Source organism: Glycomyces sp. L485 (assembly GCF_022548875.1).
Classification (GTDB): domain Bacteria; phylum Actinomycetota; class Actinomycetes; order Mycobacteriales; family Micromonosporaceae; genus Glycomyces.
Genome location: NZ_JAKZEW010000025.1, coordinates 15,624 through 37,745, shown reverse-complemented (window position 1 = coordinate 37,745; position 22,122 = coordinate 15,624). Strand labels below are relative to the sequence as shown.

Below are 22,122 nucleotides of genomic sequence, written 5' to 3'. Positions count from 1 at the left end.
GACCCCGCCCACCGCCCCTCCTCATGCCAGGCCTTCGCCGAAGAACTCCAGCTGGGGGCGTTGAGCGATCGCCTCGAAGCCAAGGATCGGGCGGAGCGGACCGTAGTCATGCCTCCCCGAGAACCCGCGGCCCCGCCGGTCGCGGCGGGCCACCCGAACTCGCCGTTCGCGGGAGGTCCGCGGGCCCAGCCGACGCCGTTCCCTCCGGCGAGCGCGCCCGCGTTCGCACCAACCGCCCGGATGCGGCCGCGCGGCGTCCGCCTCGAGATGTATCCGCTGCTCGTGGTCCTGGTGGTCATCGTCGTCGTGGTGCTCGGCGGAGTCGGAGTGGTCTGGACCCTGGCTGAGAGGGCGGACGACCAGGGCGGTCCCCGAACCGCGGGTACGACCGGCGCCGAGACGGGGGAGTTCACCGAGACCGCCGAGGACCCTGCCGACACCACCGCCGAAGCCGTCTCGATCACGCGTGTCGACCCGACGGCCTCCTCGCTCACCGTCCACACCGACGCGGAGCCCGGAACGGTGGAATGCGCGCTCCTGCTCGAAGCGACGGGTGACGAGGTCGAAGGGGACTGTCGCGAACTGATCGTCGAAGGCCTGCACGCCTCCACCGACTACGAGTTCGAACTGCGGATCCACGACTCCGGCCAGGAACCGATCGTCGACCGGTTCTCGACCGAGACGGTGCTCGGTGACGTCTTCTGGGACTGCCCGCTCTCGCGGCGGTACTGCGAGACGACGAACGCCGAGATCGGTGTCGGCGCGGACGCGGAGCGGGAGCGGATCATCGGCGATGCCGTGGCCGGGGATCAGTTCCGCCTCCACTGCTATGCGGAGACCGACACCGAGATCACGCCGAGAGGCGAGGAGGAAGAAGGCTACTGGGACTACCACCCGGGCAAGGACGCCTCGAACCTCGCGATCCAGCTCGACTACGACGGAGAAGTCGGCTATGTCCCGTTCGTGTGGGTGATCGTCGAGCCCGGCGATCTCGACTCGACCGGGCCGCTCGCCGAATGCTGAGCCGGTGCCTCGAAGCGGACACTGTGAGAAGATTCCGGCGACTTATTCACGTGATTTATCCCGCTTATGGCTAGTGGCGGCGCACGGCGTCCTCTACGAGCTGCAGGATCCGCATGATGTCGAGATCCTCCCTGCCGGTCGCCAGATACCGGACCAGACCGTCGTAGACCAGCTGCAGGAACCCGGCCAGCACCGCGATGTCCAAGTCCGTGCGCAAGACGCCGACTGCACGCTGATGCTCCAACCGCTCGCGGCTGGCCTCGGCGATCGCCTCCCGCCTGCGCCCCCAAGCCTCAGCGAACACCGGGTCGGTGCGCAAACGCCGCGCCACCTCCAGCTGCGTCCCCAACCAGCCCACCGTCTCGGGCTTGTCCGCGGCCGCCGTCAGGTCCTGCATGACGCCGACCAGGCCCCGCTCGGCCACCGTCGCAGCCATCTCGGCCGCATCGACCGACGCCACCGCCAGGAACAGAGCGTCCTTGTCACGGAAATGGTGGAAGATCGCCCCCCGCGAAAGCCCTGTCGCCTCCTCCAGACGCCGCACCGTCGCCCCCTCGTACCCGAACCGGGCGAAGCAGGAACGGGCGCCGTCCAGAATCTGCTGGCGGCGCGAGTCGAGGTGTTCTTGGCTGACACGAGGCACGCGGCAATCTTGCCATCCGCTCATGAGCGCGGACCACTGCGTCGCCTACCGTAATGCCAATGAAGTTGAGCGATTTCTGGGAACGCATGGACGAGACCTTCGGAGCCGGCTACGCCCGCAGCGTCGCCTCCGACCACTCCATCGGCCTGCTCGGCGGCCGCACCGTCGACCAGGCGCTCGCCGAAGGCGAGAACGCGAAGGCCGTGTGGATGGCGGTCTGCCGGACCTGGCCCGACCGAGTCCCCGCCCGCCTCGTCCGCTGACCTCGGGATCCGCGGATCGCTCAAACCAGTGGGATCGGCCCCGTTCGAACAAACCGTTGCCCTGGGTTGTCGGTCGGAGGGACTACCGTATTCGACATGGCGAAGCAAGCAGGATCCAGAGGAGGCGGCGTGACGAACCCGCAGGACAAGGGCAAGGCGCTCGATCTCGCGCTGGCCCAGATAGATAAGCAGTTCGGCAAGGGCTCAGTCATGCGGCTGGGGGAGAAGCCCAAGCAGAATGTCAAAATCATCCCCACCGGCTCGATCGCGCTGGACGTGGCGCTCGGTGTCGGCGGCCTGCCGCAGGGTCGCGTCGTAGAGATATACGGCCCCGAGAGCAGCGGAAAGACTAGCCTTGCCTTGCACGCCATGGCGAACGTCCAGGCAGAAGGCGGCGTGGCCGCGATGATCGACGCCGAGCACGCGCTCGACCCGACCTATGCCGAAGCGATCGGCGTCAACGTCGATGAGCTCCTGGTCAGCCAGCCCGACACCGGCGAACAGGCGCTGGAGATCACCGACATGCTCATCCGCTCCGGCGCGGTCGACCTCATCGTCATCGACTCGGTGGCGGCTCTCGTGCCGCGCGCCGAGATCGAGGGCGAGATGGGCGACTCGCACGTGGGCCTCCAGGCCCGCCTGATGAGCCAGGCGCTCCGCAAGATCGCCGGCGGGCTGAACAACTCCGGCACCACCGCGATCTTCATCAACCAATTGCGAGAAAAAGTCGGAGTCATGTTCGGAAGTCCTGAGACAACCTCAGGTGGCCGGGCGCTGAAGTTCTATGCTTCTGTGCGACTTGACATCCGGCGCATCGAGACGCTTAAGGACGGCGGCGAGGCCGTCGGCAACCGCACCCGCGTGAAGGTCGTGAAGAACAAGGTCGGATCGCCGTTCCGGCAGGCCGAGTTCGACATCCTTTACGGGCACGGCATCTCCAAGGAGGGCTCGCTCATCGACATGGGCGTCGAGCACGGGATCGTGAAGAAGTCCGGTGCCTGGTACACCTACGAGGGGGATCAGCTGGGACAGGGCAAGGAGAAGGTCCGGCTCAACCTCAAGGAGAACCCGGACCTCGCGCTCGAGATCGAGAAGAGGATCAAGGAGAAGCTCGGCGTGGAGGCCGGCGCCGCTCCTGCTGGTGAGGCTGAGGTTGAAGAACCCCCGGTCGACTTCTAAGCCGAACGATCCGGAGGCGGCCCGGCAGTACTGTCTGCGACTGCTGTCGGGTCGGCCGAGGACGAAGGCCGAGCTCGGCGACGCCATGCGCCGCAAGGGCTTCGAAGAGGAGGTCGTCGCCGAGATCCTCGACCGGTACGCCGAGGTCGGGATGATCGACGACGAGGTCTTCGCGCGCGCGTGGGTCGATTCGCGCCACCGCGTGCGGGGCCTGTCGAAGCGGGCGCTGGCGGGGGAGCTGCGCCGCAAGGGCGTGGACGCCGAGTTCGTGGACGCCGCCGTCGAGGCGGTGAGCGACGAGGACGAGCGCGCCGCCGCGCTGGAGCTCGCCAGGCGGCGGTACCGGAACCTGGCGGGCCAGGAACCGGACGCGGTCCTCCGCAAACTCGTGGGCATGCTCGCGAGGAAGGGCTACGGGGCCGGGGTGGCGATCCCGGTGGTGAAGCAGGTCCTGGCCGAAGCCGACGAGGGGGCGGCCGAACTGCTTGACGAAGAGGCCCACTACGAATGAGGCCGCCCGCGCCCGGCGGAGGGTGATCTTCGTCCTTCACAGGCTGCGATACCGGTCATAGCGCCTTCGGGGCGTTCACAGCGAACGTGCTGGGTGGGAACTGTGTTCCACGATCCGGACGCCCGCCGGTCGGTGAGGGGTAGTTAACGCGATCGACATACCATTGGCCGCGACGACGCAGTGCCGCGCCCGGTCCTCCGTCTATTCCTTACCTATGCGAGGTATCCATGAGCGAACCGAAACCCGTCGTGGTGGTAGCAGACCCACTCGCGCCCGCAGCGATCGAAGTGCTCTCCGGAGACTTCGACGTCCGGGAGATCGACGGAACGGACGTCAGCTCCCTGCACGCCGCGCTCGTCGACGCCGAGGCCGTCATCGTCCGCTCCGCTACCACGATCAACGCCGCTGCGCTCGAAGCGGCGCCGAAGCTCAAGGTCGTCGCCCGCGCCGGCGTCGGACTCGACAACGTCGACCTGCCCGCCGCCACTGAGCGCGGCGTCATGGTCGTCAACGCTCCGACCTCGAACATCGTCTCCGCCGCAGAGCAGGCCATCACGCTGCTGCTCGCCAGCGCCCGCCACACCGCGCGCGCCGACTCCTCGCTCCGCGAGGGCCGCTGGGACCGCAAGAAGTTCACCGGTGTCGAGATCCAGGGCAAGACCCTCGGCGTGATCGGCTTCGGCAAGATCGGTCAGCTCGTCACGACCCGTATGCAGGCCTTCGACATGAACGTCGTCGCCTACGACCCGTATGCGCAGCCTTCTCAGGCCGCCAAACTCGGTGTCAAGCTGGTCGGCCTCGACGAGCTCCTCGCCGCCGCCGACTTCATCACCATCCACCTGCCGAAGACACCCGAGACCGTCGGGCTCCTCGGCGAGGACGCCTTCAACAAGGTCAAGCCCGGCGTGCGGATCATCAACGCCGCTCGCGGCGGGCTGGTCGACGAGGCTGCGCTCGTCGCGGCCCTGGGTGACGGCCGGGTCGCCGGTGCCGGTATCGACGTGTTCGACTCCGAGCCGTGCACCGACTCGCCGTTGTTCGAGCTCGACAACGTCGTGGCCACTCCGCACCTCGGCGCCTCCACCCGTGAGGCTCAGGACAACGCCGGGTTGGCCGTCGCCAAGAGCGTCAAGCTCGCCCTGTCGGGTGAGTTCGTGCCGGACGCCGCGAACGTGCAGGCCGGCGGCGTCGTCGCTGAGAACGTCCGTCCGCTCCTGCCGCTCGCCGAGCGTCTCGGGCAGACTTTCACAGCCCTGGCCGGCGGCGCGCTCCAGTCAGTCACGGTCGAGGTCCGCGGCGAGGTCGTCGACAACGACGTCTCGGTGCTGCAGCTGGCCGCGTCCAAGGGCTTGTTCTCGGCCGTGGCCGACTCGGTCACCTACGTCAACGCGCCGTTGATCGCTGAGCAGCGCGGGGTCGAGCTGGGTCTGTACACCTCGGCCGAATCGCCGGAGTTCCAGACACTGGTGACCCTTCGGGGCGCGATGGCCGACGGCCGGAGTCTCACCGTCTCGGGCACGATCAGCCCCACTCCGCACGCCGAGTTGCGGCTGACCGAGATCGACGGGTTCGAGCTCGACATCGAGCTGGACGGCTCGCTGTTGTTCCTGCGTTACACCGACCGCCCCGGAGTCGTCGGTCTCATCGGCGGCACTCTGGGCGATCTGAACATCAACATCGCTGCGATGCAGGTGGCCCGCATGGCGGCCGGAGGTGAGGCGGTCATGGCCATGGCGCTTGATGCCCCGGTGCCGGCCGACGTGCTCGGTCGTATCAAGGACTCGGTGGGTGCCACGAGCGTCAAAGCGGTGACGCTGGAGGACTGATTCCACCTTCTGGGAGTCGTGCTTCGGAATGCGGGACGGATGCGTTATGGTGAACGCGTCCGCCCCGCATTCCTCTTGTCGCTTGAAGCACGGCTTCGCGGCCGGAATGCGACGCGGCAACGAATCTTCGCAGCAGCGCACACCGGCTTCCAGAGAGGCAGCATGAGCAGGATCGCGGTCATCCCCGGCGACGGGATCGGACAAGAGGTCATCGCCGAGGCCCGGAGGGTGCTCGACGTGGCCCTTCCCGGTTACGAGGCCACCGAGTACGACCTTGGCGCGCGACGCTACAACGCCACCGGGGAGGTCCTGCCCGACAGCGTTCTGACCGAGCTCGACGGCCACGACGGGATTCTCCTGGGCGCGATCGGCGATCCGTCAGTGCCTCCGGGGGTGCTGGAGCGCGGTCTGCTGCTCAAGCTCCGTTTCGAACTCGACCAGTACGTGAATCTGCGGCCCAGCCGCCTCTACCCGGGTGCGGCCACTCCGCTGGCCGATGTCAAGCCCGGTGACATCGACTTCGTGGTCGTGCGCGAGGGCACCGAGGGCCTCTACACCGGTGCCGGCGGCAACCTCCACACCGGTTCGTCGGCTGAGATCGCCACCGAGGAGAGCCTGAACACCCGCTACGGCGTCGAGCGGGTCATCCGCGACGCCTTCGAGCGGGCGAAGCGCCGCCGCGGCCATGTCACGATGGTCCACAAGACGAACGTGCTCGTTCACGCCGGCGGCCTGTGGCAGCGCGCCTTCAGCGACGTCGCCGAGGAGTACCCGAACATCACCACGGAGTACCAGCACGTCGACGCCGCTGCCATGTTCCTGGTGAGCCGCCCGCACACCTTCGATGTGATCGTCACCGACAACCTGTTCGGCGACATCCTCACTGACATCGCCGCGGCGGTCACCGGCGGGATCGGCCTGGCCGCGTCCGGTTGCGTCAACCCCGACCGCACGCACCCGTCGACGTTCGAGCCGGTTCACGGCTCGGCGCCCGACATCGCCGGGCAGGGCGTCGCCGACCCGATCGCCGCGATCTCCTCGACTGCGCTGCTGCTCGACCATCTGGGCCGCAACGAGGCCGCCGCTGCCGTGAGCGTCGCCGTCGAGCGCGAGCTGGCCGGACGCGAGTCCGGTGCCGAGATCCGTACCGCCGAGGTGGGCGAGCGAGTAGCCGCCGACGTCGCCGGACAGCTGAGCTAGCACCCACCACAGCTTCGAACACGCCCGGCGAGTGACACTCGCCGGGCGTTTCCGTGTCGTCCGGGACCCGAGCACGACCGGCCTGACGACCTGAACGAGCGGTAAGTTAGGCAAGAGCATCAATAACTGCAGGCATTGACCGAAGGATTTTTCCATGACCACCGATGGTCTTCCCGACCTGCGGCGCGAGCCGCACCCGAACCCGACGCCCGCCGCCGAGCGCGATCGCCTGATCGCCGACCCCGGATTCGGGACCTTGTTCACCGACCACATGTTCACGATGTCGTACCACGCCGACAGGGGCTGGCACGACGCCCGCATCAAGCCGTTCGGCCCGATCACCATGTCGCCCTCGGCCGCGGTCCTGCATTACGCCCAGGAGGTCTTCGAGGGCCTCAAGGCCTACCGCTACCCCGACGGCGGTGTCGGCCTGTTCCGCCCCGAGGCCAACGCGAGGCGCATGAATCTCTCGGCCGACCGCATGGCCATGCCGCACCTGCCCGAGTCGTGGTTCATCGAGTCGATCCGCGAGCTCCTCGCCGTGGACCACGACTGGGTTCCGGGGCAGGAGGAGGCCAGCCTGTATTTGCGGCCGTTCATGTTCGCGTCCGAGCAGTTCCTCGGCGTGCGTCCGGCCAAGGAGTACCAGTACCTGGTCATCGCTTCCCCGGCGGCGGCCTACTTCAAGAACGGGCCTCAGCCGCTCACGCTGTGGGTCTCCGAGGAGTACAACCGGGCAGGGCCCGGGGGCACCGGCGCGGCCAAGTGCGGCGGCAACTACGCCGCGAGCCTGCTGCCGCAGTCCGAGGCCATCGAGCACGGCTGCGACCAGGTGGTCTTCCTCGACGCAGTGAAGTACGAGTACGTCGACGAGCTGGGCGGGATGAACCTGTTCTTCGTGTACGAGAACGAGCGGGTCGTCTACACGCCGAAGCTCGGGACGATTCTGCCCGGCATCACCCGTGACGCGATCTTCACGCTCGCCTCCGAATCCGGGTGGGAGGTCCGTGAGACGGACTATTCGCTCCAGCGTTGGAGGGACGACGCCGAGTCGGGCGCGCTCACTGAGGCGTTCGCCTGCGGGACCGCCGCGGTCATCACCCCGGTCGGCACCGTGAAGAGCCGCAAGGGCGAGTTCACCGTGAACGGCGGCGAGGCCGGCAAGTTCACGATGCAGCTGCGCCAGGCCATCCTCGATATCCAGCACGGCCGCGCCGAGGACACCCACGACTGGACGATGCGGATCGTCTGAACCGCAGGTGGGCCCGGCCGGGTTTGACAACCGGCCGGGCTCCGGCTCGTTCTTCGCCTCGCTGCGTCGTGTGGAGGTCCGGTTGCAGCCTCGGTGGCCGAATCTCCTTCCTTCTTGCGAGGCGAGAAGTAGACTCGGATCCACCTGCGCTCGGAGTTATCAAGCACGGCCTGGCCCCCTCCCCGTAATCTGTATTCCACGCGCGGAGGGCATTCGGTCTCCGCGTCTCGCATGTCGAGCTTCGGGGAGGGGACTTGAGCGAAGTCGCCATTCGGTTGAACCGGCTCGGTCTGGAGCGCGGGCGCATGTGGCAGGCCGTCGTGGCCGCCGTCGTGATCGTGCTGCCCATGGCGCTGTGGATCGGCCTGGAGCGCGCCGTCGGCGACACCACCGAGAAGCTCGTGCCCGGCGAGACGATCATCCTCCAGTCGTATCCGGTCGCCGACGCCCAGCTCCAGTTCCTGCCCCCCGGCAGAGGCTGGAGCACCGGGCTGAGCCTCTCGCGCTTCCGCATCACCCTCAACCGCGACAAGGTCAGCGCCACCGTCCAGGTCGACACGGCCGTGGACAGCCTCCGCCGGCTCCTCGATCGCCGTGCCGAGCGCCTCACCGGCAGCCAGCCCGGCATCACCGCCACCAACGTCCGCGAATACCGCAACCCGGTCAACGGCCTCGACGGTTATCGCGCGGACCTTTACGGGCGCAACATAGCCGGCTCGATCGTGGTAGTCGGCAACAGCGACGGCGCGGCCGCCACCGTCATCACCCTCGCCCCGTTCGGCCAGATCGACGACAGCACCGCCGGCGCCGACGACTTCGTGTCGAGCTTCGTGATCGGCGGTGAGTGAACATCCAGACCGAGCGCGTCGTCCTCGACAGCCAGGGCGCCTTCATCCGTGTCAGACGCCCCGCCTACTGGCTCTACGTCGCCTGCCTGACCTTCGGCCTCATCGGCCTCGGCCGGGTCCTGTCGCCCGACTACGGCGATATCGCCGGTGCCCTGTGGGCCTCGATCGCGATCAACGGCCTCCTCGCGGTCGTCTTCTTGTGGATCCTCGCCCGCCTCGACCTGTTCGAGCGTGAACCGGTCACTGTGCGCGCCGCCGCCATGTGCTGGGGCGGCCTCGCGGCCGTCTCGTTCTCCGTGATCGCCAACGACGCCGCACTCTACGTCCTCGCCGAGGTCAGGGACCCGGCTTGGGCCCGTACCTGGGGCCCTGTCATCGCCGGGCCGATCAACGAGGAGTGGTTCAAGACCGTCGGCGTCGTCATGCTGGTCCTCATCGTCCGAGAGCACTTCGACCGCTCCATCGACGGCCTCATATACGGCGCCCTGGTCGGCCTGGGCTTCCAGGTCGTGGAGAACCTCACGTACGCGATCAACTTCGCCGTCATCAACCCCAACTCGGACTGGTCCGGTTCGATGACCGTCACCTTCACGCGTGTCCTGGTCGCCGGTCCTTGGTCGCATCCGCTGTACTCGGGCACCGCCGGGCTGGGCATCGCCTTCCTCGTGACGCAGGTGCGCCGCCCCTGGCGCACCCGTCTGGCCGTCGCCGTCGGACTGTTCGTGCTGGCGATGGCGATGCACGCGCTGTGGAACCTGCCGGTGCCGCCGGGCCTGAACGCATGGTTGACGATCCCGTTGACGTACGGCAAGGGCCTGATCATCCTGGTGCTGTTCCTCGTGCTCTACCAGTTCGCGGCGCGCGCCGAATGGGTCTGGTTCGTGACGACGATGTCCGACCAGTCCGAGGAGATCATCACCACCGAGGACCTGACGACGATGCGGTCGCTGCGCAGCCGCCGCCAGGCCCGCAACGAGGCCGCGAAGCGCTGGGGCAAGAGCGCCGCGCACCTGCGCGGCCAGTTGCAGCGCGAGCTGGTTCGGCTGGCGGCGATCCTGGCCCGTGAGCAGCGCCGCGCCGCCGACGCCGACGACGCGCCGGACGTGGCCGCGGTCAAACGCAATATCGCCGGGATCCGCGCCGAGCTCGCCGAGTTCACCGGCTCCGGGCACTGAGCGTTACTCGTCGGTCGGGGTCTTGGTCGCAGTCGGCTCCTCGCTGGGACTCTTCGTGGGGGTCGGGGTCTCGGACGGCGTCTCGCTCGGCGTGGGCTCGGGCGTCGTCGACGTCTCGGTCGGAGCGGGCTCCTCGCCGGGCCCTTCGCCAGGTTCGCCGCTGGGGGACTCGGTGTCGTTCTCCTCGGGCGTGCCGCCAGTCGGCTGCTCGATCGGGGTCAGGCCCGGTGCGCTCGTGGGGGCTTCTCCCGGAGGGGTCGCCTTCCCGCCGCCGTTCTGGGGCGCCGCCCGCCGCTCGGGAGTCGCCGTCCCGGGAGCCTCGGGGGCAGGACCGCCGTTCGGCGAAGTGGACTCCGGCTCCTCCGGTTCGGCCTCCTGGCCCCGGGTGTCGGAGCCGAAGCCGAACCAGCCGTCGGTGATGCCAGATCCGTTCTCATCGGACTGCATGCCGATGAGGTCGGGGACGGGCGTGCGCACCAGCACCCCGGTGGCCAAGACGCCCCCGGCGACCGTCGCCACCGCGAGCGCGCCCAGCCTTCTGAACTGCTTGGACCGACGCACGTCGTAGCTGATCGATCGAATCGCGCCCTTGGTCTCGCGCCCGATGGCGCCGAAGAGTCCCACAGAAGTTTCCCACCGTTCGTTCTCGTCTCCTGTGGGGATCAACGAGCGAACCGGCGGAGGGTGACTGCGATTCACCCGTGAGAGGGCCGTCTCGGCCGTTCGTACGAGCCGACAAGCGTCAGAAGTCGCGCTTGACCGCGCCCACGAGCAGCCCCGAGAAGACCTCCAGCGCCGCCGCGTCCACATCGCCCCGCGATGCCTCCAGCGCCGCTTCAGCCTGCGCCGCAAGCGCCTCGATGCGGTGCTCGGTGTCGGCCAGCGCGCCGGTGTCCATCAGGATCGCCCGCAGCCGCTCCACGCCCTGGCCGTCGAGTGCGGGATTGCCGAGCCAGGCGTCGAGCATCGCCCGCTGGGAGTTGTCCGCGGAGGCCCACGCCCGCGCGATCAGGAATGTGTGCTTGCCTTCGCGCAGGTCGTCGCCGGCCGGCTTGCCGGTCTGCGCCGGGTCGCCGAAGACGCCGAGGACGTCGTCGCGCAGCTGGAACGCCTCGCCCAGCGGCAGGCCGATCCCCGAGTAGTGGGCGCGGATGGTCGCATCGGCCCCGGCCAGGGACGCGCCGATGAGGAGCGGGCGCTCGATCGTGTACTTCGCGGACTTGTAGCGGGCGACCTTCGCGGCGGTGTCCTCCGAGACGTCGCGGCGGACCTCGGAGAGCACGTCGAGGTACTGTCCGGCGCTGACCTCAGTGCGCATGAGGTCGAAGTCGGCCCTGGCCGCGGCGACGGCCCGGAACGGCATCCCCGCCGAGCACAGCAGCTCGTCCGACCAGGCCAGGCACAGGTCGCCCAGCAGGATCGCCGCGGCGGCCCCGAACTCCTCGGGCCGGCCCGACCAGCACTCGCGCTCGTGCAGCGCGGTGAACCGGCGGTGGATCGACGGGGCCCCGCGGCGGGTGTCGGAGCCGTCGATGAGGTCGTCGTGCATGAGCGCCGAGGCCTGGAGCAGCTCCAGGGACGCGACGCACGCGACGAGCTCCTCGGAGTCGGCCAGGCCCGCGCCCCGTGCGCCCCAGTAGGCGAACGTGGGCCGGATGCGTTTGCCGCCGTTCAGGACGAAGGAGTGGACGGCGTCGGCGTAGGCGCCGAGGCTCTCGTCGATTCCGCAGATCGCGGCGGCCTGCCGGTCGAGGAACGCGGTCAGGGCGGATTCGATGCGGTGTTTGAGCTCCACGTCCCGACCTTAGGCCGCCGACGCTCCGTCCCAACTATTGGGTGGGCTCGTATGCACGTCAGAACACGTGTCTCCGAGTCGTTACCGTTGGGGCATGACCCTCGGAGTCGCCTCAGTGATGCCGCAGCAGACCGCCAAAATCGGCGATCTGCTTCGTTCGGGCACCCCCAGGTTCTCCTTCGAGATGTTCCCGCCGCGCTCGGAGAAGGACGAGGCGATCCTGTGGCGCACCGTGCGCGCGCTGGAGGGCCTCGGCGCCGACTTCGTGTCGGTGACCTACGGCGCGGGCGGCTCGACGAGGGTCAAGACCGTCGAGACGACCGAGCGGATCAATGCCGAGACGACGCTGCTGACGATGGCGCATTGCACCGCCGTCGACCACTCCGTGGCCGAGCTGCGCAACCTCATCGGGCACTTCGCCAACGTCGGGGTCCGCAATCTCCTGGCGCTGCGCGGCGACCCGCCCGGGGACCCCAAGGCCGAGTGGGTCGAGCACCCCGAAGGCCTGCGCTATGCCCGTGAGCTGGTCGAACTCATCAAGTCCTCCGGCGACTTCAGCGTCGGCGTGGCCGCCTTCCCCGAAGGCCACTTCAGGGACGTCGACTGGGAGACCGGCGTGCGCCACTTCGTCGACAAGTGTAGGGCCGGGGCGGACTTCGCCATCACCCAGCTGTTCTTCGACGCCGAGGACTACCTGCGGCTGCGCGATGCCGTGGCCGCCGCCGGCTGCGACATCCCGATCGTGCCCGGCATCATGCCGGTGACCAATATCAAGCAGATCGAGCGGTTCGCCGTCCTCACCGGCATGGCCTTCCCCGAGGAGCTGGCCGAGCGGCTGCGAGCCGTCGAGGGCGACCGCGACGCCATCCGCGACATCGGCGTCGAGGTCGCGACCGAGCTCGGTGCGAAACTGCTGGCAGAGGGCGCTCCCGGTCTGCACTTCACCACCCTGAACCACTCCAGGTCGACCCGCCGCGTCTGGCAGAACCTCAACGGCGGCAACGGCCGGGTCGAGCACAAGCGCTAGCGGCGCGATTGTCGGGCGACCGACCGAGCTGTTGCCGTAGCTCGTCGAACACGTAGAGTGCTCTGTTATGTCCGATGCTGTGCGACCGGCCTTGACGCCGTCTGCTAGAACAACATCCATGCGTACGCGTGTGCCCGCCGACTCCCTTTTGGGCAGGGCCATCCTCTCTACGCGGTTCCAGCCGGGAGCCGTCGTCGGCCTCGGCCTGACCGCCGGACTGCTGGTTCCGGTCGCCGTCCTCGCCGGCGGGCCGATCATCCTGGTAGCCCTGCCGCTCATCGGCGTCACCGCCTTCACCGACGCCGCCTACGCACTCCTCGCCTCGCGATCGACAAGCCTGTCGAGGCGGGTCCTCGTGTTCGAGCCGCTCGCCGGGCGATTCTGTGAGGCGGCCTGGCTGCTCGCCCTGTGGCTTCTCGGCGCGCCGGGCTGGATCGTCGTCGTCACCGGCGCCCTGTGCTGGACCTACGTCCAGACCCGCGCCCGCGCCCGCCAGGTCGGCCTGAGGGACCTCGGGATGACGACGCTGGGGGAGCGGTCGGTCCGCACCGGCACCGTCGCCCTCGGCTTCGGCGCGGCCGGCGTCGTCGCGGTCGCGGGCGGACCCGAGTACGCGACCTGGATCTCCGGGGCCGTGACCATCGCGTCCACCGCCTGGCTCCTCATGGCCGCGCTCGGCCTGCTCCAGCTCGTCATCGTCGTCTCGGCCGCGCTGCGCAACGAGTGACGGATGGAATGTCCGGCGCGGCCCTGGCGTTGGACCGTCAATGCGCATCGAAGTATGGGCCGACGTCCTCTCGCCGGAGACCCGTTCGGCCAAGGAGCAGCTCGAAGCGGCGCTGGCCGGGCGCGATGGGGTCGAGGTGGTCTGGCGGCCGCACCCGTCCGACGACACCGACGCCCAGCGCCTCGTCCACCTCGCCTACGCCGATGGCGGGCCTGCCCTCCAAGGGGCAGTGGTCGCCGAGGTCCTGGCGGCGCGGTACGACGAGGGCGAGGACATCACCGATCCCGACGTCCTCGCGCGCGTGTCCGACGAGGCGGGCTTCGCCCAGGGTGCGGCGATGCTGGGGACCGAAGCGGGCAGGCGCGGGGTCGACGAGCAGCGGCTCCGCGGCAGGGTCATCGGCGTGAAGGTCGTCCCGACGTTCACGCAGGCCGACCGCATGCTCGAAGGCGCCGACCCCGACGAGCTGTCGGCGTTCCTCGACGCGGACGAGGAGCGGGCGGTGCCCGAGGAGACGCAGCGGCTCCGGCACGCCGAGGCGCTGCTGGGGCGGCGCGACCCGCTCGGGGCGCTGCGCCTGATCGAGCCGCTGCTGCGCGACCACCCGGGCCATCCGGACGTGGTGCAGCTCGCGGCGCGGGCGTACTTCAAGTCCGCGCAGCTGAACAAGGCGCTGGTGCTGGCCGAGGCGATGGTCGAGGTCAACCCGGCGGACTTCTTCGCGAGGCGGCTGCTGGGCCGCACCTTGGAGCGGTTGGGCCGCAGCGACGAGGCCAGGGCGCACCTCCGCCTGGTCGACAAGGTCGTCGAAGAGTAGGAAGTGTTCGAACACAGCGGCGAAACCGCTGTGTCGACCGCGGAGTTCCGGGCCGCGCATCGAACGATGCGCGGCCCTTCATGTTGCGCACCAATGGAATAGCTGTCGGATTGGAGACAGAACGTAGCCATTCGCTGATTTCGTGTAGCGATGGGGGTTCAAAATGTCGGACCCGTGTGGTTCGATGTATGTCGAACGCAGGTTCGAACAAGGTTTAGGAGGCCCTGATGGCAGCTTCTCGACCCGGAGTCACCAGGACCGGCCCCCGCCTCGTGCAGGCGGGGACCGTCAAGACCGCGCGCATGCGCATCCCGGCCGATCAACTCCCCGACCGATCCCCTCTGCAACTGCTCGCCACCGCGCGCACCGACCTCGACGACGCCGCCGAGCAGGCTCGGCCCGGCCAGCGCTACGCGGAGGCGCACCTGGCCGCGCTGCGCGTGGCGGCGGCCGTGCTCGCCGTGCGGGCGGGCGACGTGGCCGGGCGCAGGCGGCCGGGAAGGCCGTCCAGCACCTGGGAGCTCCTGGCCGGTGCGGCACCGGAACTGGAGGAGTGGGCCTCCCACTTCTCCCGCACGGCCCGCAAACGCGTGCTGGCGCAGGCCGGCATCCCCGACATCGTCACGGCCGAGGAGGCCGACACGATCGTCGCCGATGCCCGCCGCTTCCTCGACGTGGTGATCCGGCTCCTGGGCTTCAGCGCGCTCGCGCGCTGAAGAATTGGCCCAGCAGCGCGCTCGCGCTGAAAGCACCGGTTTCAAGTGATCGGGTTCACCATCGGTGGGGTTCGGCCGTGAGGTGCCGCACGCCTGCGTGGCTGGTGAAGTGGCGGATATACGATTGCTGATGCTGCCGGGCATTCGAGAGAATGGACCCTTCAGCCGAACAATCGTCTACCAGAACCTTCCGAGGAGTTTTGAGCCCGTGTATCGGACACACCTCGCCGGCACGCTGAGTGCCGCTGACGTCGACCAGCAAGTCACCCTCGCCGGATGGGTGGCCCGACGCCGCGATCACGGCGGGGTGGAGTTCATCGATCTGCGTGACGCCTCGGGCGTCGTTCAAGTCGTCTTCCGCGACTCCGAAGCGGCCAAGGCCGCCCACGAACTGCGCAACGAGTTCTGCATCGAGATCACCGGCGTCGTCTCGCGCCGCCCCGCCGGCAACGAGAACCCCGACCTCCCCACCGGCGAGATCGAGGTGACCGCCGAGTCCCTCACCGTCCTGTCCGAGGCCGCCCCGCTGCCGTTCCAGATCGACGAGCACATCGACGTCTCCGAGGACGTGCGGCTGCGCCACCGCTATCTCGACCTGCGGCGCTCTGGCCCGAACGGGGCGATCCGCCTGCGCTCCAAGGCCAACCACATCGCCCGCAACCTGCTGGCCGAGGACGGCTACGTCGAGATCGAGACGCCGACGCTGACCCGCTCCACCCCCGAAGGCGCCCGCGACTTCCTGGTCCCGGTCCGCCTCCAGCCCGGCTCCTGGTACGCCCTGCCGCAGTCCCCGCAGCTGTTCAAGCAGCTGCTCATGGTCGGAGGTTTCGAGAAGTACTACCAGATCGCCCGCTGCTACCGCGACGAGGACTTCCGCGCCGACCGCCAGCCCGAGTTCACCCAGCTCGACATCGAGGCCTCCTTCGTCAACCAGGAGGACGTCATCGACCTCGGCGAGCGCATCGTCGCCGCACTGTGGAAGGAGCTGGCCGACTACGAGCTGCCGAGCCCGCTGCCGAAGCTGACCTACCGCGACGCCATGGACCGCTTCGGCTCCGACCGGCCCGACCTGCGCTTCGGTCAGGAGCTCGTCGAGCTCACCGACTACCTGCGCGGTACCGCATTCCGTGTCTTCTCCGGCGCTATCGAGTCCGACGGCTACGTCGGCGCGGTCGTCATGCCCGACGGCGCCTCCCAGACCCGCAAGGAGCTCGACGGCTGGCAGGACTGGGCCAAGGCGCGTGGCGCCAAGGGGCTCGCCTACGTCGTCTTCAACGCCGAGACAGGCGAGCCGAAGGGCCCGGTCGCCAAGAACCTGTCCGAGGAGCACCTTGCCGGGCTCGCCGACGCGGTCGGCGCCGAAGCCGGCGACGCGGTCTTCTTCGCCGCCTCGACCGACCGCCGCGAGGCCCAGGAGCTGCTGGGCGCAGCCCGGCTCGAGGTCGGCAAGCGCTGCGGTCTCATCGACCCCGACGCCTGGGCGTTCTGCTGGGTGGTCGACTTCCCGATGTTCGAGCGCACCGACGAGGGTGGTTGGACCTCGCCGCACCACCCGTTCACCTCGCCGAACCCCGAGTGGATCGACAAGTTCGAGACCGACCCGGGGAACGCCCTCACTTACGCCTACGACATCGTCTGCAACGGCAACGAGCTCGGCGGCGGATCGATCCGTATCCACGACTCGAAGGTCCAGAGCCGCGTCTTCGACTTCCTCGGTATCGGCCACGAGGAAGCCCGGGAGAAGTTCGGGTTCCTGCTGGAGGGCCTGAGGTACGGCGCTCCGCCGCACGGCGGCATCGCCTTCGGCTGGGACCGCGTCTGCACCCTGCTGACCGGGGCCGACTCGATCCGCGAGGTGATCGCCTTCCCGAAGACCGGCGGCGGCTACGACCCGCTGACCTCGGCGCCCACGCCGATCACGCCGGAGCAGCGCGCGGAGGCGGGCATCGACCACGTACCCGAATCCGGCGAAGACGCCGAGGTCGCGTAGTCATACCATGCGTAGAGAGCGGCTCGGGCCTGCGGCTCGAGCCGCTGTCGTTTTTGAAGCGAAGTACGTGACCGGTTGACTCTCAAGCACTTCCAACCGGTAGGAGCCTGGTGGGCTGCGGTCGTGCCCGACGGTATGGCTGATATATGTAACACCCGGCCGATGCAGGAGTAAGGGGAGCGGTTCGCTGTGCAGAGCGGAACCATAGTGGCAAGTCGCTATCGATTGGATGAACGGCTTGCCGCCGGCGGCATGGGCGAAGTCTGGAAGGGCTTCGACACCAGGCTGAGTCGACCTGTGGCTATTAAGATACTCCATGCTGGACTGTCGAGCAACGACAAGTTCAGAGCCCGCTTCCAGCTTGAGGCCCGAGCCGTAGCGGCCCTGCAGTCCCCGGGCATCGTCGCCCTCTACGACTACGGCGAGGAGACCGGCGACGACGGCGAGGTGTCGTACCTGGTCATGGAGCTGGTCAGGGGGCGCTCCCTGGCCGAGATCCTGCAAGAGCGCGGCAAGCTGACGCCCCCCGAGGTCATGAGGATCGTCGCAACCTCGGCCGACGCCCTCGAGACCGCCCACCGCGCCGACATCATCCACCGGGACATCAAACCAGCGAACCTCCTGGTCGACGAGGACGAGGGCACGGTCAAGATCGTCGACTTCGGCATCGCCTCGGCCCGCGGCGCCTCCGGCCTGACCGAGACCGGCACCGTCATGGGAACGCTGGCCTACGCCTCGCCGGAGCAGCTCAACGGTGCCGAACTGACCGGCGCCACCGACCTGTACTCGCTGGGGATCGTCGCCTACGAAATGCTCATGGGTCGAGCCCCGTTCGTCTCCGACACTCCCGTGGCGGTCATGAACGGCCACATGACCCAGGCCCCGCCGCCGCTGTCGCGCGACATCCCGCCGGGGATCGCGCAGGTCGTGCTCCAGGCGCTGCAGAAGGACCCGAGCGCCCGCTACACCTCGGCGGCCGAGATGGCGCGCTCCGCGCGCGAAGGCAGGATCGTGACCGGCGGCATCCCGGCAGGGCCGCCGTCCACACCCCCGGGCGGTTCGACGCAGCTCATCGGCGCCGGCGCCGCTCCCATGCTCGGAGCGGGCGCGAACACGCCGACGAGCATCACCGCAGCGCAGCCGACCGGCCCGATCGAACCGGACGAGGAGAAGAAGCACCGGGCAGTGCCGTGGATGATCACCGTCGGCGTGACCTTGGCGGTCGCGCTCATCCTGGTGGTGATCCTCGGGCCTTGGAATGACAACCCTGATGTGCGAGTCGACACCGGTGATGAGTCCTCGACACCCGCAGAGACCGACTCGCCGTCGCCCACCGAAGAGGAGACGACCGAGGAAGCGCCCACGAACTGGGACAATGGCAACAATAACGACAACGACGAACCCACGACCGAGGAACCCACCTCGGAGTCGCCCAGCCCGTCGCCGTCGGAGAGCGAGTCTCCGGACCCGGAGCCCACTACGAGTGAACCCGAGCCGGAACCGACCGATACCGAGCCGGAACCGACCGAACCCGAGCCGGAGCCTACCATCACCGAAGGCGGCGGTGACGAAGCTGAGGATGGCCAGGGTTGAGAGCCGCTCTAACCCTCGGACTCCTCCAACGGCGGGTAGCGCACCAGCACGTCGTCGCCCGAACCGTTGGACGTGGTGACCCACAGCCAGCCGTTCGGCGCCAGCTCCACAGTCCGGATCCGGCCGATCTCGCCTTCCAGGACCGCCTCGGGCTCGCCGGCCTCCCCGCCGAGCACCGGCACCGTCCACAGGCGCTGGCCGCGAAGGGCCGCCACGTACATGACGTCGTCGACGATCTCGGCCCCTGAAGGCGAGGCCTCTGCGGGCCTCCAAGCGACCAGCGGGTCCACATATCCGGGCTCACCGCCGTCGCCCTCCACTATCGGCCAGCCGTAGTTCGCACCGGCCTGGATGTGGTTGAGCTCGTCCCATGTGTTCTGGCCGAACTCGCTGGCGTACATCTCGCCGTCCGAACCCCAGGCCAGGCCTTGGACGTTCCGGTGGCCCCACGAATACACCAGCGAGCCCTCGAACGGGTTGTCCTCGGGCACCGACCCGTCCGGGTCTGCCCGCAGGATCTTCCCTCCGAGACTGTCGAGGTCCTGCGCGTTGTCGGTGTTGTTCGCATCGCCGGTCGTGATGTAGAGCATGTCGTCCGGGCCGAAGGCGAGGCGTCCGCCGTTGTGGTTGCGCGCCACTGGGATGCCGGTGATGATCGGCTCGGGATCGAAGTCCTCGACGGTGAAGCGCACCACCCGGTTGTCCTCATCGGTCGAGTGGTAGGCGTAGACGTAGCCGTCCTCCTCGTAGTCGGGGGAGACCGCGAGTCCGAGCACTCCGCGCTCGTCCCACGGGCCCGAGGGCGGCGGGACGCCGATGCCGCCGATGACTTCCGGGCTGCCGAACCCCCTGTAGAGGAGGATGGCGCCGCTGTCGCGGTCGGCGACCAGCGCGTAGCCCTCCGGGGTGAACGCGAGGCCCCAAGGGATCGAAAGTCCCTGAGCTACGACCTGCCCGTCGCCGAAGTCGAACCCGGCCTGCTGCGCGGGCTCGGTCTGGTCGGGCCCTACCTGGGCCACTGCGGTTCCGACGCCCATGATCACGGCGGTGATCGTTGCTCCGGCGACCGTCAGTCTGCGTCGCATGGCTTCTCCTTCGCTCTCAGTGCCGGTGTGGGGAAGCGGCACACTGATATAGATAGATTTCGATGGAATCGCAATAGTAAGCGGTATTGCACCTCGATGTCTAGATAAGTACAAAATCTAATCAATGGTCATCGATTCGACACGTTTATTTATGTCGATGCCTGAGCTATGCTGTCGGAAATCGATTCCTTGTTATCGGTCACCTGGAACCGGCGACGGTGACCGATCCAAAGCAGATAGGTGAGACAGTGACGTCTAAACGCCTCCTGGGAACCGTCCTGGCCGCCGCGGCCGTGGCGCTTCCCGCCTCAGCGGCCGTCGCCGCGACGGCGGACGAACCCCTTCTCTGGTACCAATTCGACGAACTCGACGGCACGGTCGTCCACGACTCGTCCGGCAACGGCCACGACGGTACGGTGCTCGGCGGCGCCGCATGGGGCGACGGCCTGGAATTCGACGGCATCGACGACCATGTGGACCTGCCCGACGACCTCATGGCCGGCCTCGACGCCATCACCGTCGCCGCCGAGGTGTGGATCGCGCCCGACCAGGCCAGCCCCTACTTCATCTACGGCCTGGGCAACACCAGCGGATCAAGGGGCGACGGCTACCTGTTCACCACCGGGAACCAGTACCGGACCACGCTGAGCACCTGCCACTGGACCTGTGAGCAGAACACCGCCGCGGGTTTCGACCTCACGCGCGGCACCTGGAACCACCTGGCCTACACCCTCGCCGACTCCACCGGCGTCCTTTACCTCAACGGCCAGGAGATCGCCCGCAACGAGAACGTCACCATCACGCCCGGCGAGATCGGGGGCGGCTCCACCGCCGCGAACTACATCGGCAGGTCGATGTACCCCGGCGACCGGTACCTCAAGGGCTCCGTGGCCGACTTCCGCATCTACGGCGGCGCGCTGGCCCCCGCCGAGATCGGCGACATGGCCGCCCATATCAGCGCTGAGAAGGCCGCCGCCGACGCCGACGCGATCGACCTCGGCGACACGAGCGCCGTGATCGGCGACCTCACGCTGCCGACGCAGGGAGCCGGCGGCTCGGCGATCACCTGGACATCCGGCGACCCGGCTGTCGTAGACGAGACCGGTGCCGTGACGCGTCCAGGGCCGGAGTCGGAGGATGCCACAGTCAACCTCACGGCAACCGTTATCCTCGGCAGCGTGCAGCAGCAACGCGACTTCTCCGTGACCGTCCTCGCCGAGTACGACGACGCCGAAGCGGTGGCCATCGACGCCGCCGCGCTCGAAGTGATCAATGTCGACGACGCGCGATCGGCCCTGCATCTGCCGACCGAGGGCGCCAACGGCACCACCATCACCTGGAAGTCCAGCAAGTCGTCGGTCATCTCCGCGGACGGCCTGGTCAACCGCGACGAGCCCGGCGGCGCGACTTACACCGTCAAGCTCAAGGCCACCGTCGAACGCGGCGGCGCCAAGGAGAAGGTCAAGTTCACCGCGACCGTCCCGCCGCTGCCCGAGCAGGCCGACTACACCGGCTACTTCTTCACCTACTTCACCGGTGAGGGGACCGCGAGCGGCGAACAGGTCTACGCCGCGCTCAGCGAGGGGAACGACCCGCTGCACTGGACCGAGCTCAACGGCGCCCAGCCGATCCTCAGATCCGACCAGGGCGAGGAGGGGGTGCGCGACCCGTACATCATCCGCTCGCCCGAAGGCGACCGGTTCTACCTCATCGGCACGGACCTGAAGATCCACGGCAGCGGCGACTGGGACGGCGCCCAGCGCCACGGCAGCCGCTCGATCATGGTCTGGGAGAGCACCGACCTCGTGAACTGGAGTGAGGGCCGCCTGGCCGAGGTCTCGCCCGAGGATGCCGGCAACACCTGGGCGCCCGAGACCTATTGGGACGCCGAACTCGACGCCTACGTCGTCTTCTGGGCCTCCAAGCTCTACGAGACGCCCGACCACACCGACAACACCTACAACCGGATGATGTACGCGACGACCCGCGACTTCGTGAACTTCTCCGAACCTCAGGTGTGGGTCGACGCCGGCTACTCGACGATCGACTCGACGGTCATCGACCACGACGGCGTCTACTACCGCTTCACCAAGGACGAGCGTTCCAATACCCCGAACTCGCCGTGCGGCAAGTTCATCCTCGCCGAGAGCTCGACGTCCCTGACGGACACCGAATGGGACTTCCTGACCGAGTGCATCGGCTCCGGCGACATCGGCGCCGGCGAGGGCCCGCTGATCTTCAAGTCCAACACCGAGGAGAAGTGGTACATGTTCATCGACGAGTTCGGCGGCAGGGGCTACGTCCCCTTCGAGACCACCGACCTCGCCGGTGGACAGTGGACGGTCTCGGCCGATTACGACCTCCCGTCGAGCCCGCGACACGGCACAGTCCTCCCGGTGACCGCCGAGGAGTACGAGCGCATCCAGCAGGCTTGGCAGTAGCCCCGACCTGC

At 68.4% G+C, this 22,122-nt stretch carries 19 protein-coding genes and 1 pseudogene; 16 read left to right on the top strand and 4 right to left on the bottom strand.

What is annotated here, in order from left to right; genetic code table 11:
- A pseudogene (locus tag L0U85_RS13370) lies at positions 1 to 1,023 on the top strand (hypothetical protein); the annotation flags it as partial.
- Between the two features lie 70 nt (positions 1,024 to 1,093).
- Here the strand turns inward: L0U85_RS13370 and L0U85_RS13365 are convergent.
- Positions 1,094 to 1,666 carry a TetR/AcrR family transcriptional regulator gene (locus tag L0U85_RS13365; RefSeq protein ID WP_241378257.1) on the bottom strand — a complete coding sequence of 191 codons (573 nt, stop codon included), beginning with the start codon at positions 1,664 to 1,666 and terminating at the stop codon, positions 1,094 to 1,096.
- Between the two features lie 59 nt (positions 1,667 to 1,725).
- Between L0U85_RS13365 and L0U85_RS13360 the strand changes: the two genes are divergently transcribed.
- The 8 genes from L0U85_RS13360 to L0U85_RS13325 all read left to right on the top strand — a co-directional run bounded on the left by L0U85_RS13360 (position 1,726) and on the right by L0U85_RS13325 (position 9,920).
- Positions 1,726 to 1,929 (top strand): DUF3046 domain-containing protein, encoded by a 204-nt coding sequence (locus tag L0U85_RS13360; protein WP_241378256.1) that lies wholly within the window; start codon positions 1,726 to 1,728, stop codon positions 1,927 to 1,929.
- A 96-nt stretch (positions 1,930 to 2,025) separates the two neighbouring features.
- Complete coding sequence (recA, locus tag L0U85_RS13355; RefSeq protein ID WP_241378255.1) at positions 2,026 to 3,108, top strand: recombinase RecA; 1,083 nt, start codon at positions 2,026 to 2,028, stop codon at positions 3,106 to 3,108.
- The gene (locus L0U85_RS13350) at positions 3,083 to 3,619 is read left to right on the top strand and encodes a regulatory protein RecX (protein WP_241378254.1); all 537 of its coding nucleotides are present in this window, start codon (positions 3,083 to 3,085) and stop codon (positions 3,617 to 3,619) included. The genes recA and L0U85_RS13350 overlap by 26 nt, the downstream gene beginning before the upstream one ends.
- 227 nt (positions 3,620 to 3,846) lie before the next feature.
- Positions 3,847 to 5,445: a phosphoglycerate dehydrogenase gene (gene serA / locus L0U85_RS13345; protein WP_241378253.1), complete on the top strand. Its 1,599-nt coding sequence runs from the start codon at positions 3,847 to 3,849 to the stop codon at positions 5,443 to 5,445.
- A gap of 162 nt (positions 5,446 to 5,607) precedes the next feature.
- Complete coding sequence (locus tag L0U85_RS13340; protein WP_241378252.1) at positions 5,608 to 6,645, top strand: 3-isopropylmalate dehydrogenase; 1,038 nt, start codon at positions 5,608 to 5,610, stop codon at positions 6,643 to 6,645.
- 154 nt (positions 6,646 to 6,799) lie between these two features.
- Positions 6,800 to 7,897, top strand: coding sequence for a branched-chain amino acid aminotransferase (locus L0U85_RS13335; RefSeq protein ID WP_241378251.1), 1,098 nt, complete (start codon positions 6,800 to 6,802; stop codon positions 7,895 to 7,897).
- 254 nt (positions 7,898 to 8,151) lie between these two features.
- Entirely contained in the window at positions 8,152 to 8,745 is a 594-nt protein-coding gene (locus L0U85_RS13330; RefSeq protein WP_241378250.1) for a hypothetical protein, read from the top strand.
- Positions 8,742 to 9,920, top strand: coding sequence for a PrsW family intramembrane metalloprotease (locus tag L0U85_RS13325; RefSeq protein WP_241378249.1), 1,179 nt, complete (start codon positions 8,742 to 8,744; stop codon positions 9,918 to 9,920). Before L0U85_RS13330 ends, L0U85_RS13325 begins: the two co-directional genes overlap by 4 nt.
- Before the next feature lie 3 nt (positions 9,921 to 9,923).
- Here L0U85_RS13325 and L0U85_RS13320 read toward each other — a convergent pair whose 3' ends face one another.
- Both L0U85_RS13320 and L0U85_RS13315 read right to left on the bottom strand, forming a co-directional pair.
- Entirely contained in the window at positions 9,924 to 10,544 is a 621-nt protein-coding gene (locus L0U85_RS13320) for a hypothetical protein (RefSeq protein WP_241378248.1), read from the bottom strand.
- Positions 10,545 to 10,662: 118 nt separating this feature from the next.
- Positions 10,663 to 11,715 carry a polyprenyl synthetase family protein gene (locus tag L0U85_RS13315; RefSeq protein WP_241378247.1) on the bottom strand — a complete coding sequence of 351 codons (1,053 nt, stop codon included), beginning with the start codon at positions 11,713 to 11,715 and terminating at the stop codon, positions 10,663 to 10,665.
- 94 nt (positions 11,716 to 11,809) lie between these two features.
- Here L0U85_RS13315 and metF point away from each other — a divergent pair, with 94 nt between their 5' ends.
- The 6 genes from metF to L0U85_RS13285 all read left to right on the top strand — a co-directional run bounded on the left by metF (position 11,810) and on the right by L0U85_RS13285 (position 18,585).
- Positions 11,810 to 12,742: a methylenetetrahydrofolate reductase [NAD(P)H] gene (metF, locus tag L0U85_RS13310; RefSeq protein WP_241378246.1), complete on the top strand. Its 933-nt coding sequence runs from the start codon at positions 11,810 to 11,812 to the stop codon at positions 12,740 to 12,742.
- Positions 12,743 to 12,860: 118 nt separating this feature from the next.
- Positions 12,861 to 13,469 carry a hypothetical protein gene (locus L0U85_RS13305; RefSeq protein ID WP_241378245.1) on the top strand — a complete coding sequence of 203 codons (609 nt, stop codon included), beginning with the start codon at positions 12,861 to 12,863 and terminating at the stop codon, positions 13,467 to 13,469.
- Between the two features lie 40 nt (positions 13,470 to 13,509).
- Positions 13,510 to 14,286 (top strand): DsbA family protein, encoded by a 777-nt coding sequence (locus tag L0U85_RS13300; protein ID WP_241378244.1) that lies wholly within the window; start codon positions 13,510 to 13,512, stop codon positions 14,284 to 14,286.
- Between the two features lie 227 nt (positions 14,287 to 14,513).
- Complete coding sequence (locus L0U85_RS13295) at positions 14,514 to 15,002, top strand: SAV_6107 family HEPN domain-containing protein (protein ID WP_241378243.1); 489 nt, start codon at positions 14,514 to 14,516, stop codon at positions 15,000 to 15,002.
- 208 nt (positions 15,003 to 15,210) lie between these two features.
- A complete protein-coding gene (aspS, locus tag L0U85_RS13290) occupies positions 15,211 to 16,992 on the top strand; it encodes an aspartate--tRNA ligase (protein WP_241378242.1) in 1,782 nt (593 codons plus the stop codon).
- A 225-nt stretch (positions 16,993 to 17,217) separates the two neighbouring features.
- On the top strand, positions 17,218 to 18,585 hold the full coding sequence (locus L0U85_RS13285; protein WP_241378241.1) for a serine/threonine-protein kinase: 1,368 nt from the start codon (positions 17,218 to 17,220) through the stop codon (positions 18,583 to 18,585).
- Positions 18,586 to 18,593: 8 nt separating this feature from the next.
- On the opposite strand, the gene L0U85_RS13280 is transcribed toward L0U85_RS13285, so the two are convergent.
- Positions 18,594 to 19,670, bottom strand: coding sequence for a PQQ-dependent sugar dehydrogenase (locus L0U85_RS13280; RefSeq protein ID WP_241378240.1), 1,077 nt, complete (start codon positions 19,668 to 19,670; stop codon positions 18,594 to 18,596).
- Positions 19,671 to 19,918: 248 nt separating this feature from the next.
- On the opposite strand from L0U85_RS13280, the gene L0U85_RS13275 reads away from it, so the two are divergent.
- On the top strand, positions 19,919 to 22,111 hold the full coding sequence (locus L0U85_RS13275; RefSeq protein ID WP_241378239.1) for an immunoglobulin-like domain-containing protein: 2,193 nt from the start codon (positions 19,919 to 19,921) through the stop codon (positions 22,109 to 22,111).
- The last annotated feature ends 11 nt before the right edge of the window (positions 22,112 to 22,122 follow it).

Excerpts from the sequence above, each read along its gene's own strand:
- L0U85_RS13280 (WP_241378240.1), bottom strand. The coding sequence starts at position 19,670 with ATGCGACGCAGACTGACGGTCGCCGGAGCAACGATCACCGCCGTGATC.
- L0U85_RS13300 (WP_241378244.1), top strand. The coding sequence starts at position 13,510 with ATGCGCATCGAAGTATGGGCCGACGTCCTCTCGCCGGAGACCCGTTCG.
- serA (WP_241378253.1), top strand. The coding sequence starts at position 3,847 with ATGAGCGAACCGAAACCCGTCGTGGTGGTAGCAGACCCACTCGCGCCC.
- L0U85_RS13360 (WP_241378256.1), top strand. The coding sequence starts at position 1,726 with ATGAAGTTGAGCGATTTCTGGGAACGCATGGACGAGACCTTCGGAGCC.
- L0U85_RS13340 (WP_241378252.1), top strand. The coding sequence starts at position 5,608 with ATGAGCAGGATCGCGGTCATCCCCGGCGACGGGATCGGACAAGAGGTC.
- L0U85_RS13295 (WP_241378243.1), top strand. The coding sequence starts at position 14,514 with ATGGCAGCTTCTCGACCCGGAGTCACCAGGACCGGCCCCCGCCTCGTG.
- L0U85_RS13335 (WP_241378251.1), top strand. The coding sequence starts at position 6,800 with ATGACCACCGATGGTCTTCCCGACCTGCGGCGCGAGCCGCACCCGAAC.
- metF (WP_241378246.1), top strand. The coding sequence starts at position 11,810 with ATGACCCTCGGAGTCGCCTCAGTGATGCCGCAGCAGACCGCCAAAATC.
- recA (WP_241378255.1), top strand. The coding sequence starts at position 2,026 with ATGGCGAAGCAAGCAGGATCCAGAGGAGGCGGCGTGACGAACCCGCAG.
- L0U85_RS13305 (WP_241378245.1), top strand. The coding sequence starts at position 12,861 with ATGCGTACGCGTGTGCCCGCCGACTCCCTTTTGGGCAGGGCCATCCTC.